This window comes from Sphingopyxis sp. BSN-002 (assembly GCF_022024275.1).
In the GTDB taxonomy this organism is placed as follows: domain Bacteria; phylum Pseudomonadota; class Alphaproteobacteria; order Sphingomonadales; family Sphingomonadaceae; genus Sphingopyxis.
Window position 1 is genome coordinate 3165160 of sequence record NZ_CP091804.1, and the last position, 17965, is coordinate 3183124.

Genomic DNA, 17965 nt, shown 5'->3' on the forward strand with positions numbered 1-17965 from the left:
CTTCCTACTGCTGGAAAGCGTGCCAGCCGGCCCAGGCGAGCGGGGCGAGGCCGATCAGGTCGACGAGGGCGATGGTGCCGAGCGCGGCGGGGCGGCCGCGGCTGTGATAGAGGGCCAGAAAGCTGAGCATGCTGATCGCGGCGATCACCGTCGCGAGCTTGCGCCCGTCCGGATCGAAAGCCGCCCAGATGCAGGCGACAAGCACCGCAAAGAACAGCGCCGCGCGGTGGTGCATCAGCAGGAACAGCGGACTGTCCGGCGCGACGCCATAGAGCCGCGTGATCAGGCCCGGCCGGAACAGCGCCAGCGCGGGGATCAGGTGGACGAGAGCGACGAGGAGCCAGCAGATCAGTTGCGACATGCAACGAGGCTAGGCAGCGCGCCGCGCCCGGGCAAGTCTCTAATTGGCGAGGCGCCAGTCCCAGCCGAGCGGATCGCCGTCCATCACCTCGACGCCAGCCGCGATGAGTTCGTCGCGCAGCGCATCGGAGGCCGCAAAGTCCTTAGCGGCGCGCGCTTCCTTGCGGCGGAAGAGAATGGCTTCGATCTCGTCCTCTCCGATCGTCGCGGCCTTGGGGCGGACGCGAAGATCTTCGCGGGAGAGGGTCAGTAGCTGGAGCCCGAGCACGGCATCCATCACCTCGACTGCTCCTCGTTTCTGTCCGGTGTCGATCTTTTTCATCGCGACGGTCTCTTCGAGCAAGGTCAGCGCGACCGCGGTGTTCAGGTCTTCCGATATCGCCGCATCGAACCTGGCAAGCAGGTCGGTCAGGCGCCGGTCCGACGGCACGACCGTTTCGGCGTCGCGCACCGAGGTTGCCGCCATCACCAGTCGCTTCAGCCGGGTCAGCGCCGCGCCGAGGCCGTCCCAGCTGAATTCCAGCTCGCTGCGATAATGCGCCTGCAGGCACATCAGGCGATAGGCGAGGGGGTGGTAACCCTTGTCGATGAGCAGCTGGACGCGCAGGAATTCGCCGCTCGACTTCGACATCTTGCCGCTGCGTTCGACGAGGAAATTATTGTGCATCCACATCCGCGCCCCGCTGTCGGTCGAGCAGCTGTGGGCCTGGTTCTGCGCGATCTCGTTCGGATGGTGGATCTCGCGATGGTCGATCCCGCCCGTGTGGATATCGAAGGGGAAGCCGAGCAGCGCTTCGGACATCACCGAACATTCAAGGTGCCAGCCCGGCGCGCCGCGGCCCCAGGGCGAATCCCATTCCATCTGGCGCGTCTCTCCCGCGGGCGTCTTGCGCCAGATCGCAAAGTCGGCGGCGTGGCGCTTGCCCTCGACCGGGTCGATGCGGCTTTCGCCCTCATCGGTGCCGTGGCGCGCGAGGCGGCCGTAGTCGGCGACCGTCGTCGTGTCGAAATAGAGGCCGCCGTCGAGTTCGTAGCAATGCCTGTCGGCGATCGCCTTCGCGAACTCGATCATCGCGGGAACATAGTCGGTCGCGATCGACCAGTGCGCCGGCTGGCGGATGCCGAGCGCCTTCACATCGGCCCAATAGGCCTCGGTATAGTGCTTGGCGATATCCCAGATCGACTGCGCGCGCTCCGCCGCCGCCTTCTCCAGCTTGTCCTCGCCCGCGTCGGCGTCGTCGGTCAGATGGCCGACGTCGGTGATATTGATGACATGGGTAAGCTTGTACCCCTTGTACGACAGCGTGCGTCCCAGCGTGTCGGCGAAGACATAAGCGCGCATGTTGCCGATATGCGGATAATTATAGACCGTCGGCCCGCAGCTATAGACGCGCGCTTCGCCGGGGTGGACGGGCCGGAATTCTTCCAGCTGGCGCGTCAGGCTGTTGAACAGCCGCAGGGGGACAGGGGCATCGGTCATGCCCGTGCCCTTGCCCCGCAAAACCGCACTCCGTCAACCGAAAGGCTTACGGTTGCTGCGTGTCGGTCGTCGGCGTCCACAGATCGTCGTTGCCCGCGCCGGTCACCGGATCGTCGAGCAGCGGCTCGCCCGAGAGCGGGTCGAGGTCGCGCATCGTGATCAGCGCCGTCGGCAGGCTGGTGCCGTCGCCCTCGTCGCCGTCGCCATCCTCGTCCTCGATCACGTCCTGCACCGGGAACATCCGGTCGATCACGACGGTCGGCGTCGTGCAGGCTCCGGTGTTCGCGATGAAGCAGCCGTTGAGCGTCGACTGGGGGTCGAAACCGAGCGAGCCGGTCGTGCCGCCGGTCGGGACGCTGCCGCCCGCAAGCGTGAGCAGCGGGATTACATCGAGCCCCGTCACCTGGCCGTTCGGGCCGAGGTGGACGCCGTTCAGGACGATCCGCGATGAGCCCTCGGTCGTGACGTCCAGTCCGCCGGCGCCGAAGGTCAGCCCGCGGCGCTGACCGAAGTCGGTCCCCGCACCGCTGTTCTGCACATAGACGCCGCCGACGACGTCGAAGGCGATCCGGCGGGCGAAGAGCGCACCTTCGTCGAGCGTCACGCCATCGTTCTGGCCGAGCCTTGTGTTGATCGCGTCCATCGTCGTGGCGTTTCCGACGTCGGTGATCGCCTGCGAGGTCGCGACGATGATATCGTCCGATTCCATGTTGAGCACGCCGCCTGGGGCATTGTTCGCGCCGAGCAGGCGCACCGTTCCCTGACCCAGAATGACCTCGAGCGCATCGTCGGCGATCAGGTTGAGCGCATTGGTATCGGTGAGGCCGGTCAGCTGGACGTTGCCGATGACGCGCATCTTGCCCGTCGTGCGGATCGTCAGCGCCCCGTTCGCACCCAGGTTCGACGGGACGCCCTGCGCGTTCGGTCCGCCACCGGTCATCGTGAAGGTGTCGACGATCACATCGGGCGGCGACGAGCTGCCCACCGAGGCCGGCTGGATGATCTGGACCTCGGGCGCGAAAATCTCGATCGCGTTGCCATAGAGACGGGTGAGCTCGGCGGCATCGATATGGAAGCCGTTGCGCGTGCCCGTCCCTCCGACATAGGTCTGGCTCTGGTTGTCGTTGTTCTGGACCGACAGCGCCTGCGTGACGCCCGCGGTACCGACGCGGCCCGTGACCACAAGGTCGATATCGGCGGAAGCGAGCGAGATATTCTGGCCCGTCACGGTCCCGTCGATGAAGATCGTCGTTCCGGCTTCGGCATCCAGATTGCCGGTCGCGGTGACATTCGTCATCGACAGCATCTCGTTCGCGTCGATGGCGACGTTGGCGGCGGTCAGGCTGCGAATGATGATATGTTCGCCCGTATCGCTGAGCCGCACCGTGCCCGCAATATCGCCGTCGTCGATGATCAGGCGGTTGTTTGCCTGAATGGTCGCATCGCCGACGTCGGTGACGATATTCGCGAACTCGATCGGGCCGTTGGTTCCGATGTTCAGGCTGTCAGCGCTCACCGTCACCGCGTCGCGCGAGCTCAGGCTGTTGATCTGCACCGCACCGGCGTCGCTGGTCAGCGTCGTGACGCCGCGGCTGCGCAATATGTTGGCCGAAATCCCTGTCGCACCGGTCAGCGTCATCTCGGCATCTTCGCCGCTGATCGCCTGCGTGATGCCGATCGCCCCGTCGGCGGTCAGCGTCAGGCTGCCGCCGGCGGTGAAAGCGCCGCCGGTTATGTCGTTCGCCGAGGTGACATTGATATTTCCGCCTGCCGTGACGGTATCGACCACCTGGTTGTTCGGCAGGATGATGCCGGCGAGCGTGACGTCGTTCGCCTCGATCGAGACATTGCGACCCGCAGTGATCGTGCTCGAAATGCTCGCGGTGCCGGTCGAGTTGATCAATATGTCGTCGAATGCGTCGAGCCCCGAAACATCGGTGTCGCCGCCCGTCGTGCTGATACTGCTGTCGCCGCCCGTCGTGCCGAGGCCCAGCGTCGTCGCGCCGTTGAGCGCGATTGTCGCCGCCGAAAGGAAGATGTCGTCGCCGGCCGAAAGCCCGCTCGCGTTGATCGCCCCGTTCGCGGAGATGATGTTGATATCGGCCCCGTCGAGCGTCGAATTGCCTTCGCCCTGACCGATGGTGAAGCTGCCGTTGGAATAGCGAAGCTCGAGGCCGTCGGGGCCGTCGCCGGTAGCGCTGGCCCCGGCGACGGTGATCGCACCCGGCGCGCGGATGTTGAGATCGTCGCCGACGGTGATGTCCGAAAGGTTCGCTGTGGTCCCGGCCAGCACCAGCATGTCCTCGCCCGCGGTGCCGCCGTTGATCGTCGCGGATCCACCGGCGTTCACCCCGAACATTCCGCTCGCCTCGCTGTTCGACAGCATGACGTCGCCGTCGGCATCGACATAGAGCCCCGCGGCCGTGGGCGTGCCGCTGCTGCTGCTGCCTCCTTCGCCGATCGCGCTTGCCGATGCGATAATGTCGCCGCCCGCGCTCAGATAGATGTCCGCACCGCCGGCATAGCTGCCGGTGATGTCGCCCTGCGCGAAAATGCCGATACCCCCGCGCGCGATTCCTTCGTCGATCGCGACGTTTCCGCCCGAGGCGTTGGCCGACAGCGAGCCGCCGCTGTCGATCGAATCGATCGTGATGCTGTTGCCGTTCAGGAACACGCTGCTGTCGGACGTAATCGTTCCGCCGTTGATGCCTTCGGCGCCGGAAGCCGTGCCGGTCGCGTTCAGATCGACGTAGAAGCCCGAGACGATATTGGCGAAGGTGATCGACTGGCCGTCGACATCGACATAACCGCCTGCGGTCGAATTGCCGAGGTCAACGGCTCCGGCCGAGGTGATGTCGATGTTGCCGCCGGTGATGATCGAATTGAGCCCGGTCCGGAAGCTGCCGGCCGTCGCGGTAAAATCTCCCACCGCTTCGGCATGCTCGACACTCACGGCGCCATCGCTGGTAATGACGATGTCGTCGCCGTCGAGCCGGTCGACGGTGATGCTGCCGTTGGGCGTCGAATTCGCCAGCGTCAGCGTGCCGTCGGCGCCGAGCAGGGTGCCTGTCGCCCCGGTCAGCGTGTTGCCCGCGGTGATTGTCAGGTCGCCTGTGGCGAATAGCGTCGCGTTCGTCGCGTCGCCGCGCACCGTGTGGCGCAGGTCGATCTGGTCGCCGGCCTCGAGCGACATGTTGCCCCCGGCGTTCACGCGGCCGCTGCCCTGCGCATAGACGCCGATCGAGCCTCCGGTACGCAGCGTCAAGTCGCCCGCGGTGCTGATCGTCCCGCCCGTCGGCGCGAAGAAGATGCCTTGTCCCGCCTCGTCGGTGTCGTTGTTTGTCGGGAAGGCAAAGCCCAGTGCTTCCGCCGTCAGGCTCGCCATGGTGATGTTGCCTGCCGAGCGCATCTCGATACGTCCGGCGCCGCCGCCATTGGCATTGATGACCGTGTCGCCCAGCGTGATCTGACCCGCCCCGCCTGCGGTATTTCTGGTCTCGAACAGGACGCGGCCGCCGAAATCGAGGAAGGCCGAACAGCAGCTGCCGGTGCCGCCGGAACCCACGCCGCCATCGCCGCCCTGGCCCGATACGCCGTTGACCGCGATGCCCACCGGCGCGCCGCCCGAGGTGATCGTACCGCCGTTCGCGAACAGGAAAACGGTACCGCCCGTGCCGCCGCCGCCGATGCCGCCGTCGCCGCCCTGCAGGCCCTGGATCACATCATCGGGGGTGCCGGGAATACCGTCGGGGCCAGGGAGGGTGATCGTGCCCGGATTGTCGGCACCGCGACCCCCGTTGCCACCGGTGCCGGTACTGCCGAACAGCCCGCCGCCAGTGCGGCCGATACCGAGGCCGACCGTGGCGCCATCGGTCGCGACGATCTGGATGTCGCCGCCGACGCCGTCGCCGCCATTGCCGCCACGACCACCGACTGTGGGCCGTGAGAAGAAGTCGGTATAGGCCGAACCACCGTTGCCGCCCGCCGCGCTGACTTCGAAATTGGCCTGCGACACGATAACCGAGGCGTTGGGGCCGATGGCCTCGACGCGCGCGCTGCCGCCGCGGGCATTGCCTCCGTTGCCGGCGTTGCCATCGGTGCCGTCGCCGCCGTTGCCTCCGAAGGACGAGGTGTCGAGCACGAGCGAGAGGACGCCCGCGTCATAATTGTCGACGATCACCTGCGCGAGTCCGCCCGTCGCGCTGCCGCCATTGCCGCCGACGCTTGCGCCGGTGGGAATCCCCGAACTGCTCGATGTCGGGATGCCGCCGCCATCGCCGCCGCGGGCGCCCGAATAGCTTGTGACGCTCTCGCTGATATTCAGGACGCTGCCGGCAAGTTCGATCATCGCCGAGCCGCCTTCGCCGTTGCCGCCGTTGCCGCCGACACCGAAGCCGGTCGAGGAACCCGAACTGGTCGACGTCAGGATCGTGCTGCCGCCGTTGCCGCCGGTGCCGCCGGCATCGGCGACGACTGCGTCGGCGTTGAGCTCGCCCGACGTCAGGTTGATCGTTGCGAAGCCGCCGCGACCGTTGCCGCCATTGCCGCTTGCTCCGGGCAGGCCGTTATAGTTGTAGAAATCTCCCCCCGCAGCGCCGAAGCCGCTCGCCGTGGCCGCCAGCACGGACGCGTTGACAACGGCGTCGCCCGCGATGGTGATCGACGCATTGCCACCCTGGCCGTTGCCGCCATTCCCCGCCGCGCGCGGGTTGGCCGGATCGAGATCGTCGCCGCTGAACGCCGCACCGCCAAAGCCGCTGGCCGAGACGCGGACGTCCCCGCCGGTGAAGGTGCCGCTGGTAAAGGTGGCAGACGCGTCACCGCCGATACCGTCGCCCGACTGGCCCTCGATCACCCCGCCATAACCGTCGGCGCTAAGCCGCAAGTCGCCGGTCTGGACGTTGCCGCCGATCTGCGTGAAGGATACGATGCCACCACGCCCGGTCGCGCTCGCGCCGCCCAGCCCGCCATAGCCGTCGGCCCGAAGCGTGGTGGGGCCTGCGATCGTCAGGTCGGCGCCATTCGCCTGGATGGTCACGGTACCGCCCTGGCCGTCGCCCGAGGGTTCGAACTCTTCGCCGCCGGTGCCTTCGGTAAACGCCTGCGTCCGGCCGTTCGCGTCGACGTTCAGCGTGCCGAAGCTCATCGAACTGTCCGAACCGAAACCGGTGCGGATCACGACGTTGCCGCCGGTACCGGTCACGCGCTCTGCACCGGGTGCCAGCGCACCGCCCGCGACGCCGCCGGCGCTGATCGAGACGTTGGAGAGCGCAATGCTCGCCTCGTTCGCGAAGATGTCGATCTCGCCGCCCGTCGCCGAGGCGCCGGTCTGGCTGTATCCGGTCTGCGCGCTGACGTCGAAATTGTCGATGCCGTCGCTCGTCGCTTCGACGAGGCCGCCGTTGAGCGCGGTCATCGTGATCCGCCCGCCCTGCGCCGTGCCGTTGTTGGTCGCCGCGTTGGCCGCGGCCGCGCGGGCGTTGAGATTGTAATTGCTCGCGGTGATCGTGCCGCTGAGATCGGCGAGCAGATCGATATTGCCGCCCGTCGCGCTGCCCGCAGTTCTCGGCAGGCTGCCCGATGTGATGCCGCCGAACGCGTTCGCCTGCAGGCCGGCGCCGAAGTCCAGCGTACCGCTGTTCATGGCCGTAACCGCGATGTTGCCGCCCGCGCCGTCGCCGACATTTTCGCCCGCCAGGGCGTTGCCGCTGGCGTCGAGCGACGCGCCGTCGGTCACGGTCAGCGTCGAGGATCCCGTCGCGAGGATGTCGATATTGCCGCCCTGCGCGTTGCCCGAGCGCGCGGTCTGGCCGCTGGCGCTTGTCGCGCTTCCGCCTTCGGCGTGCGCATTGACCGACAGGTTGTCGAGCACGATGTTCGTATTGCCGTTCACCGCGACATTGGCGTTGCCTCCGAAGGCGTCGCCTGCGGTCGTATTCTCCGAATTCCCGCCGGCGCCGCCGCCGTAACCGCTCACGTCGAGCCCGACGCCGCCAAGGTCCAGTGTCGTGCTGGCCGAGGTTATCAGCAGCTCGGCCGTGCCGCCCCTGCCGTCTCCGCCGTTGGTCGAGAAGAAGGTCCCGATCGGCGAGCGCGAGAAGGACCCTCCGCCGACGCCGATCGCATTGATGACAGCGAAGGGCGTCGTGACGCTCGACGTGTCGCCGCCGATCGTAAGACGTGCCGTGCCGCCGGTTCCGTTACCCGACTGGACGTTGCCGAGTTCGCCGAAGCCGCCGGCGTTCAGCGCGACGCCGTTCGTCGAACTCAGGCTGCCGCCGCCGTCGACCGTCAGCAGCGCGCTGCCGCCCTGACCGTTTCCGCCTTCGTCGACCGCGGTCGTCGCGCCCGACGAAGCGGTCGTCAGACCACCGCCGAAACCGCTCGCGTCGATCGACACCGAACTTGCGCTCAACACGCTGCCCGTGCCGCTGACGGTGACACTGGCGGTTCCGCCCGTTCCGGTTCCGCCCGTGCCCGAATCCGTAATGCCGCCCGTTCCAACGGCGGACAGCAGCAAGTTGTTTGTGAGCGCTACGCCGCCATTCGTGACCGACAGGTTGGCTGTGCCGCCGCGTCCGGTGCCGAGGCCCAGCGTCGGATCGGCCGCTGCGTCGGCGATGATCGACAGGCCGCCGATAGCCTGCAGCGTGCCGCCATTGACATTGACGTTCGCGCTTCCCCCGACGCCGCCGCGTCCGCCCGAAATCAGCGTCAGCGTGCCGGTGGCGCCTGCAACGCGGTTGGCATTGACCGTCAGCGTCGAACTGGTGTCGCCGATGAAGGTGCCGTTGCCCTGAACGATGAAGCGGCCGTTCTGCGGCGGCGGGAGCGCCGTGACAGGCCCTCCGATCGCCGGCACGGCGAGCAGCGGCTGGCCAAGGAACGCCCCGCTCGCGTGCGCCAGCACATTGCTGCGGAAGATGATGTCGTTGACGGTGATGTCCGCGCCGACATTGTTGGCCGGCGTCGTGTTGATCAGGCCGTTTGTGATATTGTAGCCCGCCGACAGCACCACCGAACCGTCCGAATTGGTGATCGCGGTCGTTGCGCCGTCCTGATAGCCGACCTGACCCGACACGAGCATGCCCACCGCGACATTCTTCGGGATCGCGACCATATAGATGCGCTGCGCGGGGCCGGTTGTCTGCTGCTCGGGACCGGCCGTGCTGCCGGTATGCGTGATGACATTGCCGCCCTCGGCACCGACGAGGACATTGATGTCGAACAGCCCGCCGTTGATGGTGATATCGGCCTGTTCGGCAGCGACATAGGCAGCCGAACCATAGACGCTGACGCTGCCCGCCTGCACCACGCGCGGCGCGACCAGCGCGACATAGCTGCTGCCGGGCGCGAGCGCCTGATTGGCATCGATCGAGCCGGCGACGGTAACGGTCGACGTGCTGCCGGAGGTTCCGCGGAAGCGGATCGCGCCGGTCGTCGGATCGAGCAGACCCCCGGTGCGGTCGATGTCGTTCGTCGTCAGCACCAGGCTGCCGACGTTCACGACGCCTGTGCTGCCGATCAGGATGCCGCCGGCATTATAGAACCAGATGCTGCCGCCCTGCGCGCCCGAGGCGGCGCTGTTGCTGCTGTTGATCGTGCCGTTGAGCGCGATCTGGCGGCTGAGCGAGCCGCCGGCGCCGTTCACGAAGCGGTTGAGGACGATATAGTTGCCGGTCCCGACAAAGTTCCATGTGCTGTCTGCTGGCAGAACGTTGATGTCGCCGCCGGTTGCAGCGGTATCTGTCGGAACCCAGTTATAGACCGATTGTGCGCCGGTGACGGTAACCGTCGTCGTCTTGGTACCCGAATTGACCGAGACGCTCGATCCCGCGGTCACATTCACCGGCACCGGGTTGGCTGCGACCTGCGCCAGCGCGGGCCCGCCGTATGCGAGGGCCATCATCCCCGCGGTGATCGCACAGCTGTTCAGCAGGCGGCGCTTGCCGTTGCGGACGGGCGAAGGGGTGACAGTGGCACGCATGGCATTGGTCCTCGATGCAAAAGTCATGGCTCAGCGCGCCTTCACGCCGAATTGGGTCGTAAACGAAACCAGGAAGCGCGGATCGGGCTTCCGGGTCAGGAAGCCGCCCGTGTTGAGCGGCACGGCAAGCGTCATGTCGACCCGCGCCACGTCGCCATAGGCGACGCGCAGGCCGCCGCCTGCCGAATAGAGTTTCTGGGGATTGAGCCCGTTGAACGCTGTGTCCTTGTTCCACACCCACGCGGCGTCGAAGAAGGCAAAGGGTTGCACCGCGAAGCTCTTGGTATTCGCGGGAACGAACGAGCCGTAACGCAGTTCGGTCGAAACGGCGACGCCGCTGTCGCCGATCACCGTGCCCGGATCGAAGCCGCGCCCGACGGTGAAATTGCCCCCCGAAAATTCTTCATAGGCGACGAGCGGATCGCTTGCCCATTGCGCCCGCGGCGAAACCGCGATCGTGAACAGCTTGTCGGGTCGCCACTCGATCTGCGCGTTGGCGCGGACGAGGAACGCGTCGGGCTTTGCCTCGACCCGCGTCAGCGGGACGGCGCCGGGCAGGAAACAGGCCGCACCGCCGGGACCGCAATCGTCGCTCGCCCCAAGGAAGTTCACGCCTTGCCGCGCTTCGAGCGAGGTTGCGATTCCCCAGCGCGGTTCGGACGGGCTGTAACCGTTCTTGCCGGCGACCGACGCGGGGTCGACCCAGCTGGCATCGGCGCGCAGGTTGAAGACGCGGATGCGGTCACGGTTGAGCGGGATCGACGCCAGCCTGATATCCTGGTCGATAATGTCGAGTCCGCCGCCGAGCGTGACGCGCCGCGCCTGAGTCAGGACCAGCGGATAAGATGTGAACAGGCTGACGATCTGGGTGTTCGACCGCACCGGGAAATTGGCAAGATCGGGGCGCGTCCAGGCATAGGTATAGCTTGCGCCGAACCGCAATCCCTCGCCGCCGACGCGGAATTCATGGGCCAGCTGCAGCACGTTCTGCTCGTCGAAATCGGGGGTCGAATAGAAGCTCGCGGTCGTCAGGTCGCCCATGCCGGTGAGCCCCGCGAAGCGCACGCGCGCGACGCCGCCCCAGCGGCCGACGTCCTTCGATCCGAAATTCTGCACATTGGCATCGAACAGGATCGGCGTGCGGCTGACCGTGACTTCGCCGACGACTTCGCCGGGCGCCGAGCCGGGGCGCAGCGTCAGGCGGGCGTCAAGTCCGGGAATGTCGCGCGCGAGCAGCAGATAGCGTTCGGCGTCGACGATGTTGAACACCGGCTGGTCGTCGAGCCGCGACAGATAACGCTGAAGCAGCTTTTCGTTCGCGCCGGCGTCGCCGCGCACCTCGATGCGCGTCATCCGCGCCGACAGGATATCCAGCTTGACGATTCCGTCGCTGCCGATCGTCTGCGGCGGCACGCGCACCGCCGCAAGATAGCCCTTCGAACGCAGCATGGTGGCGGCGCGGTCGCGAATGTCGCAGACAACCGAGATCGGCAGATCCTGCCCGACCGTGTCGCGCCAGCTGTCGTCGAGCATCGACGTATCGATGCCTTCGACCGGCGAGAATTGCACATCGCGGACGGTCACGCGGACATTCGCGAATTCGGGGTTGGCGAGCGGGCAGGGCGACCGTTCGATGCTGTCGTCCGCGGTGACGACCTGCTCGCCGGGCGGGCTGGCGGGCGGCAGGTTGGGTCGCTGGATTTCCTCGCGCGTGGGAACCGAAGGAGCGATTTGCGCCTGTGCAGCGCTTGCCAGCGATATCGCCGCAAGGCCGGCCGAACATGCCAGCGCCCTGAAGATCGCGCGGCTCGCCGGCTGCGCGGTCACGATAGCGTCGAATTGCCCCTTGTCGGTCATTACCACCCCTTGCGTACGCATGCGCCCGCAGCTCGCGGAAACGCACCAATTCTTCATGCTCCGCCGCTGGTCCGGCAGAGCGAATTTTCGACCCAAGGAAAGGACTTACCGCTTTGTTGCGGCTGATTTTGTCCAAGTGTTATCAGATGGTCCGAAACGGTTCAATGCAAACCCGATTCCGTTAACCACCCACGGCTTCGGTTTCCGACATGGCATCGACCAGACGGTTGAGCTGCGGCGCGCAGCCCTTGGCCATCAGCATGTCGACCGACCCTTCGACGGTGTCGGGTACCGTACCCATTTCGGTGAAGCGTACCGTCACCGGCTTGGTGAGCCCGGCGCCCGACAGATGATAATCGACGCCATATTGCACGGGCAGGCTATCGGTCGGCCATTTGCGGAAATTGGCGCCGTCGACGATCGCGACGGTCGCTTTCTTGCCGGCGCCCTCGATCTCGAGCGCGGTATCGCCTTCCATGTTCGGGCGCCACAGCATCAGCGTTGCCGGATCGACGACGCAGAAGGTGCCGGCTTCGCGATAGTCGAGCAGCCAGACGTTCGGTGCGCGGACATTGACCGGCGTGTCGGTTTCTGCCCCGCGCGAGAACCCGCCGCGCGAGCGCATCGTCGGGCCGGTCGACAGCATGCGCGTGACCGTTGCGCCCATATTCTGGTTCGCCTGGATCTGGCCGGTGGCGCCGAAGGTGCCCGGTCCCGACAGCGTGCGCGTCTTGCCCGCCTGCATCAGCACGACCTTGTCGCCCGCCGCAAGCGTCAGCTTGTCGGTCGACTTGAGCTTGGTGCCGGTCGGATATTTGCCCGCCGAAGGTCCGGTCGAGCGAACGACCATCGACTGGGCAGCGGCGGTGCCGGCAAAGGCGACGGCCGCGATCGCAGCAGCTGCGGTCAGGCCGAGGCGGCGCATCGAGAAATCAGGAAAGGACATAGCTTTCTCCACTTTCGGTCTCGTTCAGGCGTTCTATCAGGAACATTATGGCTGGATCCTGACTAAATTCTTGGGCCAGCGCTGTGGCGGCGGTCACATACGCATTTTTATTTCCCGCCGTGTGTGCCGCGACCATTTCGGCAATGCGCGTTCGCTGCCCGGGACTGAGGTCGGGGCGCGGGGTCAACGCATCGACGGGTTGCGCGCGGCCACGCAATGTGACGCGTCCCATCGGGACCAGATCGTCGCGTCCCGCGCGTGCGGCGGCTTCGGCAGAGATCAGTACGCCGGTCTTCAGGCTCTTGTTCGCCGATTCCAGACGGGAGGCGGTGTTCATGCTGTCGCCGAGCGCCGTGTACTGGATGCGATCCTCGCCGCCGAAATTGCCGACGATCGCGTCGCCGACGTGAAGCCCGACGCGGGTCATGCCGATCGGTGGCACATCTTCGCCCGCGACATCTGTGCGGAATTTCTCGCCCACCTCGTTCATCGCGATCGCCGCGGCGGCGGCGCGTTCGCCGTCGTCGGGGCGGCTCAGCGGCGCACCCCAGAAAGCGACGATCGCATCGCCGACGAACTTGTCGATCGTCCCGCCATGTTCGAGCACGACGTCGGACAGGCGGTCGAGATATTCGTTGAGCAGGCGCGCGACGGTTTCCGGCGTCGTCGCATGGCTGAGCTTGGTAAAGCCTTCGAGGTCGGTGAAGACGCAAAAGATATTGCGCCGTTCGCCGTGGAGCGAAAGCTGGTCGGGGTCGCGCATGATCTGCGCCGCGACGTCGGCGGGCAGATATTTGCCGAGCGCCGACTGTGCGAAGGCGCGCTGGCGCGACCCGATCGTGCGCGCGGCAGTTCCGATCGCGGCGTAGCCGAGCAGCCAGCCGATTGCCCAGCCGAAGGCGGGCAGGGTCGTCGTATCGACACTGTGCCCCTGCAGCCAGAAAGGGAAGGCGACGAAGAAGGTCATCTGCCCGAGGAAGGCCACCGCCACCCAGCGCGCGCGCATGTCGACCAATGCGGTCAGTCCGCCGGCGAGGACGACGAGAATCGCCAGCGCCCACAGCGCCGGGCCCGGAAGCGGATTGGACCAGTCGTTGTCGAGCTGCTGCGCCAGCATATGCGCATGCACTTCCAGCCCGATCATCGTTTCATGCTGGCCGGTGATCGGGTCGGTGAAGCGGCTGAGCGGGATGTTGAACTGGTCGTTGTCGATCACGTCGCCGCCGATCAGCACGTAGCGGCCCTTCACCAGCTCCGAAAAGCCGGCGCGCGTTTCGGCATCCATCGGCATCGCGAAGGTGTCGATCGGAATGTTCGCAAACACCGGCTCTTCCTGTCCCTTGGCGACGCGCGCCGGAACGAGGAAGCGGATGTTGCCCTGATAATTGGCATGCGCCGGATCGACCGGGGCAAGGGCGTTGGCCATCAACGGCGGCAGATTCTTCGGCCGGTCGGGCCAGTTGCGGATCACCCCGTCGCCGTCGGTGCGGAACAGCACGCTCGTCGGCTTCGTTTTCGCCGTCGTGACCTCGGCCAGATACGCTTCGAGATATTTCTGCTGTTCATAGAAGATCGTGTTCGGATTGCTCGCTTGCTCTGCATAGGCGAGCCAGGTCGGCGTCTTCATCGCGCGCAACTGCGCTTTCAACAGATCGTCGTCGGGGCGCGGCGAGTCGAAAACGATATCGATGCCGATCGCCTTCGGTTCCATCGCGTCGAGATTGGCGAGGGCATTCGCCAGGATCGTACGGTCGAGCGGCGAGCGGATGCCGGTGTTGAACAAGGTCTCGTCATTATAGGTGACCATGACGATCCGTTTGTCCTGCCCGACGTGCGGCGCCATCACCATCGCGCGGGCGTCGTAGAGCGCACGTTCGGCGTCGCCGACGAGCGGCATCTGCCAGCTGAAACGGGCGAACAGCGTCGCGACGATCAGGAACAGGATCGTCATCGCCATGCGCGAAGGACCAAGCTGCATCACCAGCCGGCGGATGCGCTTGCCAATCGGCACGGTTGCGGGGCGCGCCTCTTGCGCCGCGGTGTCGATCGCTGTCGTCGCCATCAGTTCAGCGGGCCGCGCGGCCCGCAGCCTCCCCGTTTTGCGCCGTCGTGGTCGAACCGTGGAGCAGTGCCTGACCGCCGTCGCCGATGATCGCAAAGCCCGCCCAGTAATAGGGGTGCGAGGTCTGCTTTTCGTCCATCAGCTTGGTCTGCGTGGCCCACAGCGCGTCGGCGATGCTTTCGCCCTGCTGGGCCGCGAACAACCCGCCGATCAGCCGTTTGGTCGCGTCGAAATCGTCGGGCGCGGGCCAGTGGCTCGCGATCACCGAGCGGCCGCCGGCGCCGATGAAGCTGCGCACCAGCCCGTCAAGGGCATTGCCGCCGCCGCTCGAGACGCCGGCTTCGCGCGTCGCCGCGACCGAAGCAGCGCCCGCGGTGTCGCACGCCGACAGGATGACGAGGTCGGCGTTGATCTTCAGGTCGAAGATTTCCTGGAAGGTCAGCAGACCGTCCGAATCCTGATCGCCGAACGAAGTGACGAGCGCGGGCCGCGCCGGGCACGACGGTCGCGGTGCGGTGACGAGGCCGTGGGTCGCGAAATGGATGATGCGATAATCGGACAGGTCGCTGCGGTTCTTGACCGCGGTATCGGTGAAGGCGCCGCCGGTCAGCAGCGTCGTCGCGCCGCGGTCCATGGTGCTGCTCGCGGTGACCAGCTCGTCGGCGGAGATCGGCCGGCTCCACTGGCTGACGTCCCACTGGCATCCGCCGTCGATGCCGCCTGCGACAGCGCCGCGTGTTCCCGTCGACGGCAGGATACCCCCGCGCACAGGCAGATTCTCGCCCAGCCCGAAATATTCGCGCGTCCCGTTCGACGGCGGCGTCTGCCGCGCGTTGCGGAACGAGAGCGCCGACACGGCCGTGCTCGGGCGCGTCGAGCGGCCCAGCCACGCGATCTGGCGCATGTCGAACGCGTCGGCATTCGGATCGCCCACCCGCTGCTCATAGGCCGCGAGCCCCTGATCCGAGGTGATCAGCAGGTTGATCGGCAACCGCAGCATCGCGCCGTCGGGCTCGAAGATCAGATGCGGTACGCCCGGCAACCGGTCGGCGACCGGCGCAAAGAGCTGCGTGTAGAGCTTGCGTGCGGTCAGCGCGTCGAAGGGATAGGTGACGCGCTTGCCATTCTCGACGATCGAGATCGTCGACCGGATGCTGTCGACCGCATTCTCGAGGCCCTGCGTGCTGATATCGGCCTTCCACAGCTGCGCGCTGCCGTTGCCGATCAGCATGGAATATACCGAATCGCCGACGACCAGCATCTTGAGATAGGCCTCGTCGGGCTTCAGCACCTGCTGCAGTTCGGCAAGGTCGAGCTTGCCCGGCGCAACGACGCGATATTGCGGGTAGGCGGATAGTTTCGCGACCGTTTCGGCCTGCTGGAACGACAGGTTGTCGAGCTGGGTCTTGAGGTCGGCGCGCAAGGCATTGACCTCGGGCGAGGTCGGCAGCTGGGCGAGGCGGGCATCCTCGATCCGCGCGCGTTCGATGTCGCGGTTGAGCGTCGTCGCCTGGCGGAACAGACGCGAGCCGTCGTCGCTGCCCGCCGACAGTTCGCGTGCGAGCATCGCCTGTGTGTCGGCGACGCCGGGGCGCACCTGCAGCTGGCTTGCGACGAAAAAGTCCTGCACCGCCGCCGGATCGGTCGCGGCGCGGTCGGCGAGCAGCTTGTAATAGGGCGCCATCATGTTCGCCATGCCCGTCGTCGAGCGCTGCGAGCCGGCGAGCGCCGTCACCACGTCGCGATAGATGCCGAGCGCCTTGTCGTTCTGATCATGGCGCGTGAGGAAAGCCGCATAACGCGCGCGCGCCGAGGCGAGTGCATTGGTCTCGGGATATTCGACCGCGAGCGCCGCAATCGATTCCTGGAAGCGCGCGTCTGCCGCGCCATTATCTCCGAGCGCCTCCTCGGCCAGCGCGAGTTCGCCGAGCATCTGCGAACGCAGCCGGACGATCGAGGTCACACGGCCTTCGCGGACTGCAAGCGCGTCGCTGAGCCCCTTGAGCTGAGCCGTCTTTGCCGCCTGCGCATTGCCGCGCAGCCGCTCGACCGTGCCGAGCAGATGCGTCGCCTGCGCATCGATGATCTGTGCGCGTTCGAGCGGGGTCAGCCGTTCGCGGTCGCCGGTCTGGCGTACCGCGCGGGCGTTGTTGCCGCTGTTGACGCCGGCGACGATCTCGGGCGTCAGCGTCACCGCGCCGCCCTCGACCGTCACCGCGTTGGTCAGCGGCGGGATCGGTGTCTGGAGCAGGGCCGCGGCGCCATCGTAGTCGCGCTGGTTCAGCGCATGGATCGCACGGAAATTGCGGCGGAGGCGGAGTTGCACCGGGTCACTCGTCGGGATCGCCTCGACTTCGCTGAACAGCCGCTCGGCTTCGGCGAACTCGCCGAGGTTCGAGCGCTGGAGCGCGCGATTGAGCGTGAATTCGGTGGGGTCGAGATCGCCCGCGGCCTGATCCTCGAGCGCGCGGCGCGACAGCGCCTCGAAGAATTCGGCGGCCTCGGCATAATCGCCGCTGTGGTTGCGCCGGTATCCCTCGGCAAGCGCCTTGTCGACGTCGATCGTCCCCGCGAGCGTGCGGGCGAAGCCGTCGCTGCCGCCGACCGATGTCGTCGCGACGTTGATCTTGCCGGGAACGACCTTGCGTTGCCGGATCGATTCGAGCGCGAGGTTCAGCGCATCATTATACGCCGTGAAACCCTCGACGGTGTAGGTCGTCTCGCCGCCGGCCTCGACGCGCGTCGTCCAGCCGACATTGCTGTCCTTGACGGTGCAGGTGTTGCCGTCGACGCAGACGATCGTGCCGCTGCGGCCGCGGTCGATCCGGGCGCGCGCCTGCTCGGGGGTGTCGCGGAGCATGCGGACATAACCGACCGGCTGGCTCGCATCGCGGCAGACGATCAGCCAGGCACGGTCGAACATGCCTTTGATCACGGAGTCGCGAACGGTTGCCTGCACTTCGCAGAGCGAGCCACCCTGATCGCCGATCGAAAAGCTGTCGCGGGTCGTCGGATCGCCGACCTGCGCCTGCGCGGCACCGGGCGCGGCCAATGCCAGCGCCGCCAGAACCGGCAGAAAATACGGACGTCGAGCGGTCATTACCAAATCCCCCAAAGCAAGCTTCAAGGCGCCGTGCCCGCGTGTCGTGGCGGCAAGGCGCAGTCTTCAGTGCTGCGGTACGACCCATTCCCGTCGACGCGGACCCTAAACCCATCATTCGAAAAAGGGAAGTGATCTGCGGCACACTGCCTTGCGCGCTTTGGCACACCGAC

General features: G+C 66.6%; 7 protein-coding genes. All 7 read right to left on the reverse strand.

Annotated elements, in window-relative coordinates:
* Positions 1-4: 4 nt before the first annotated feature.
* Positions 5-361, reverse strand: a complete 357-nt coding sequence (locus tag L7H23_RS15705; protein ID WP_237836805.1) for a hypothetical protein — start codon at positions 359-361, stop codon at positions 5-7.
* Between the two features lie 39 nt (positions 362-400).
* The gene (gene cysS, locus L7H23_RS15710) at positions 401-1840 is read right to left on the reverse strand and encodes a cysteine--tRNA ligase (RefSeq protein WP_237836806.1); all 1440 of its coding nucleotides are present in this window, start codon (positions 1838-1840) and stop codon (positions 401-403) included.
* 46 nt (positions 1841-1886) lie between these two features.
* A complete protein-coding gene (locus L7H23_RS18555) occupies positions 1887-9827 on the reverse strand; it encodes a hypothetical protein (RefSeq protein ID WP_275671209.1) in 7941 nt (2646 codons plus the stop codon).
* Positions 9828-9857: 30 nt separating this feature from the next.
* On the reverse strand, positions 9858-11684 hold the full coding sequence (locus tag L7H23_RS15720) for a ShlB/FhaC/HecB family hemolysin secretion/activation protein (RefSeq protein ID WP_237836807.1): 1827 nt from the start codon (positions 11682-11684) through the stop codon (positions 9858-9860).
* A 181-nt stretch (positions 11685-11865) separates the two neighbouring features.
* Complete coding sequence (locus tag L7H23_RS15725) at positions 11866-12630, reverse strand: hypothetical protein (RefSeq protein WP_237836808.1); 765 nt, start codon at positions 12628-12630, stop codon at positions 11866-11868.
* Positions 12617-14692, reverse strand: a complete 2076-nt coding sequence (locus L7H23_RS15730; protein WP_237836809.1) for an adenylate/guanylate cyclase domain-containing protein — start codon at positions 14690-14692, stop codon at positions 12617-12619. The genes L7H23_RS15725 and L7H23_RS15730 overlap by 14 nt, the downstream gene beginning before the upstream one ends.
* A gap of 4 nt (positions 14693-14696) precedes the next feature.
* Positions 14697-17792: a CHAT domain-containing protein gene (locus L7H23_RS15735; protein ID WP_237836810.1), complete on the reverse strand. Its 3096-nt coding sequence runs from the start codon at positions 17790-17792 to the stop codon at positions 14697-14699.
* Positions 17793-17965: the final 173 nt, after the last annotated feature.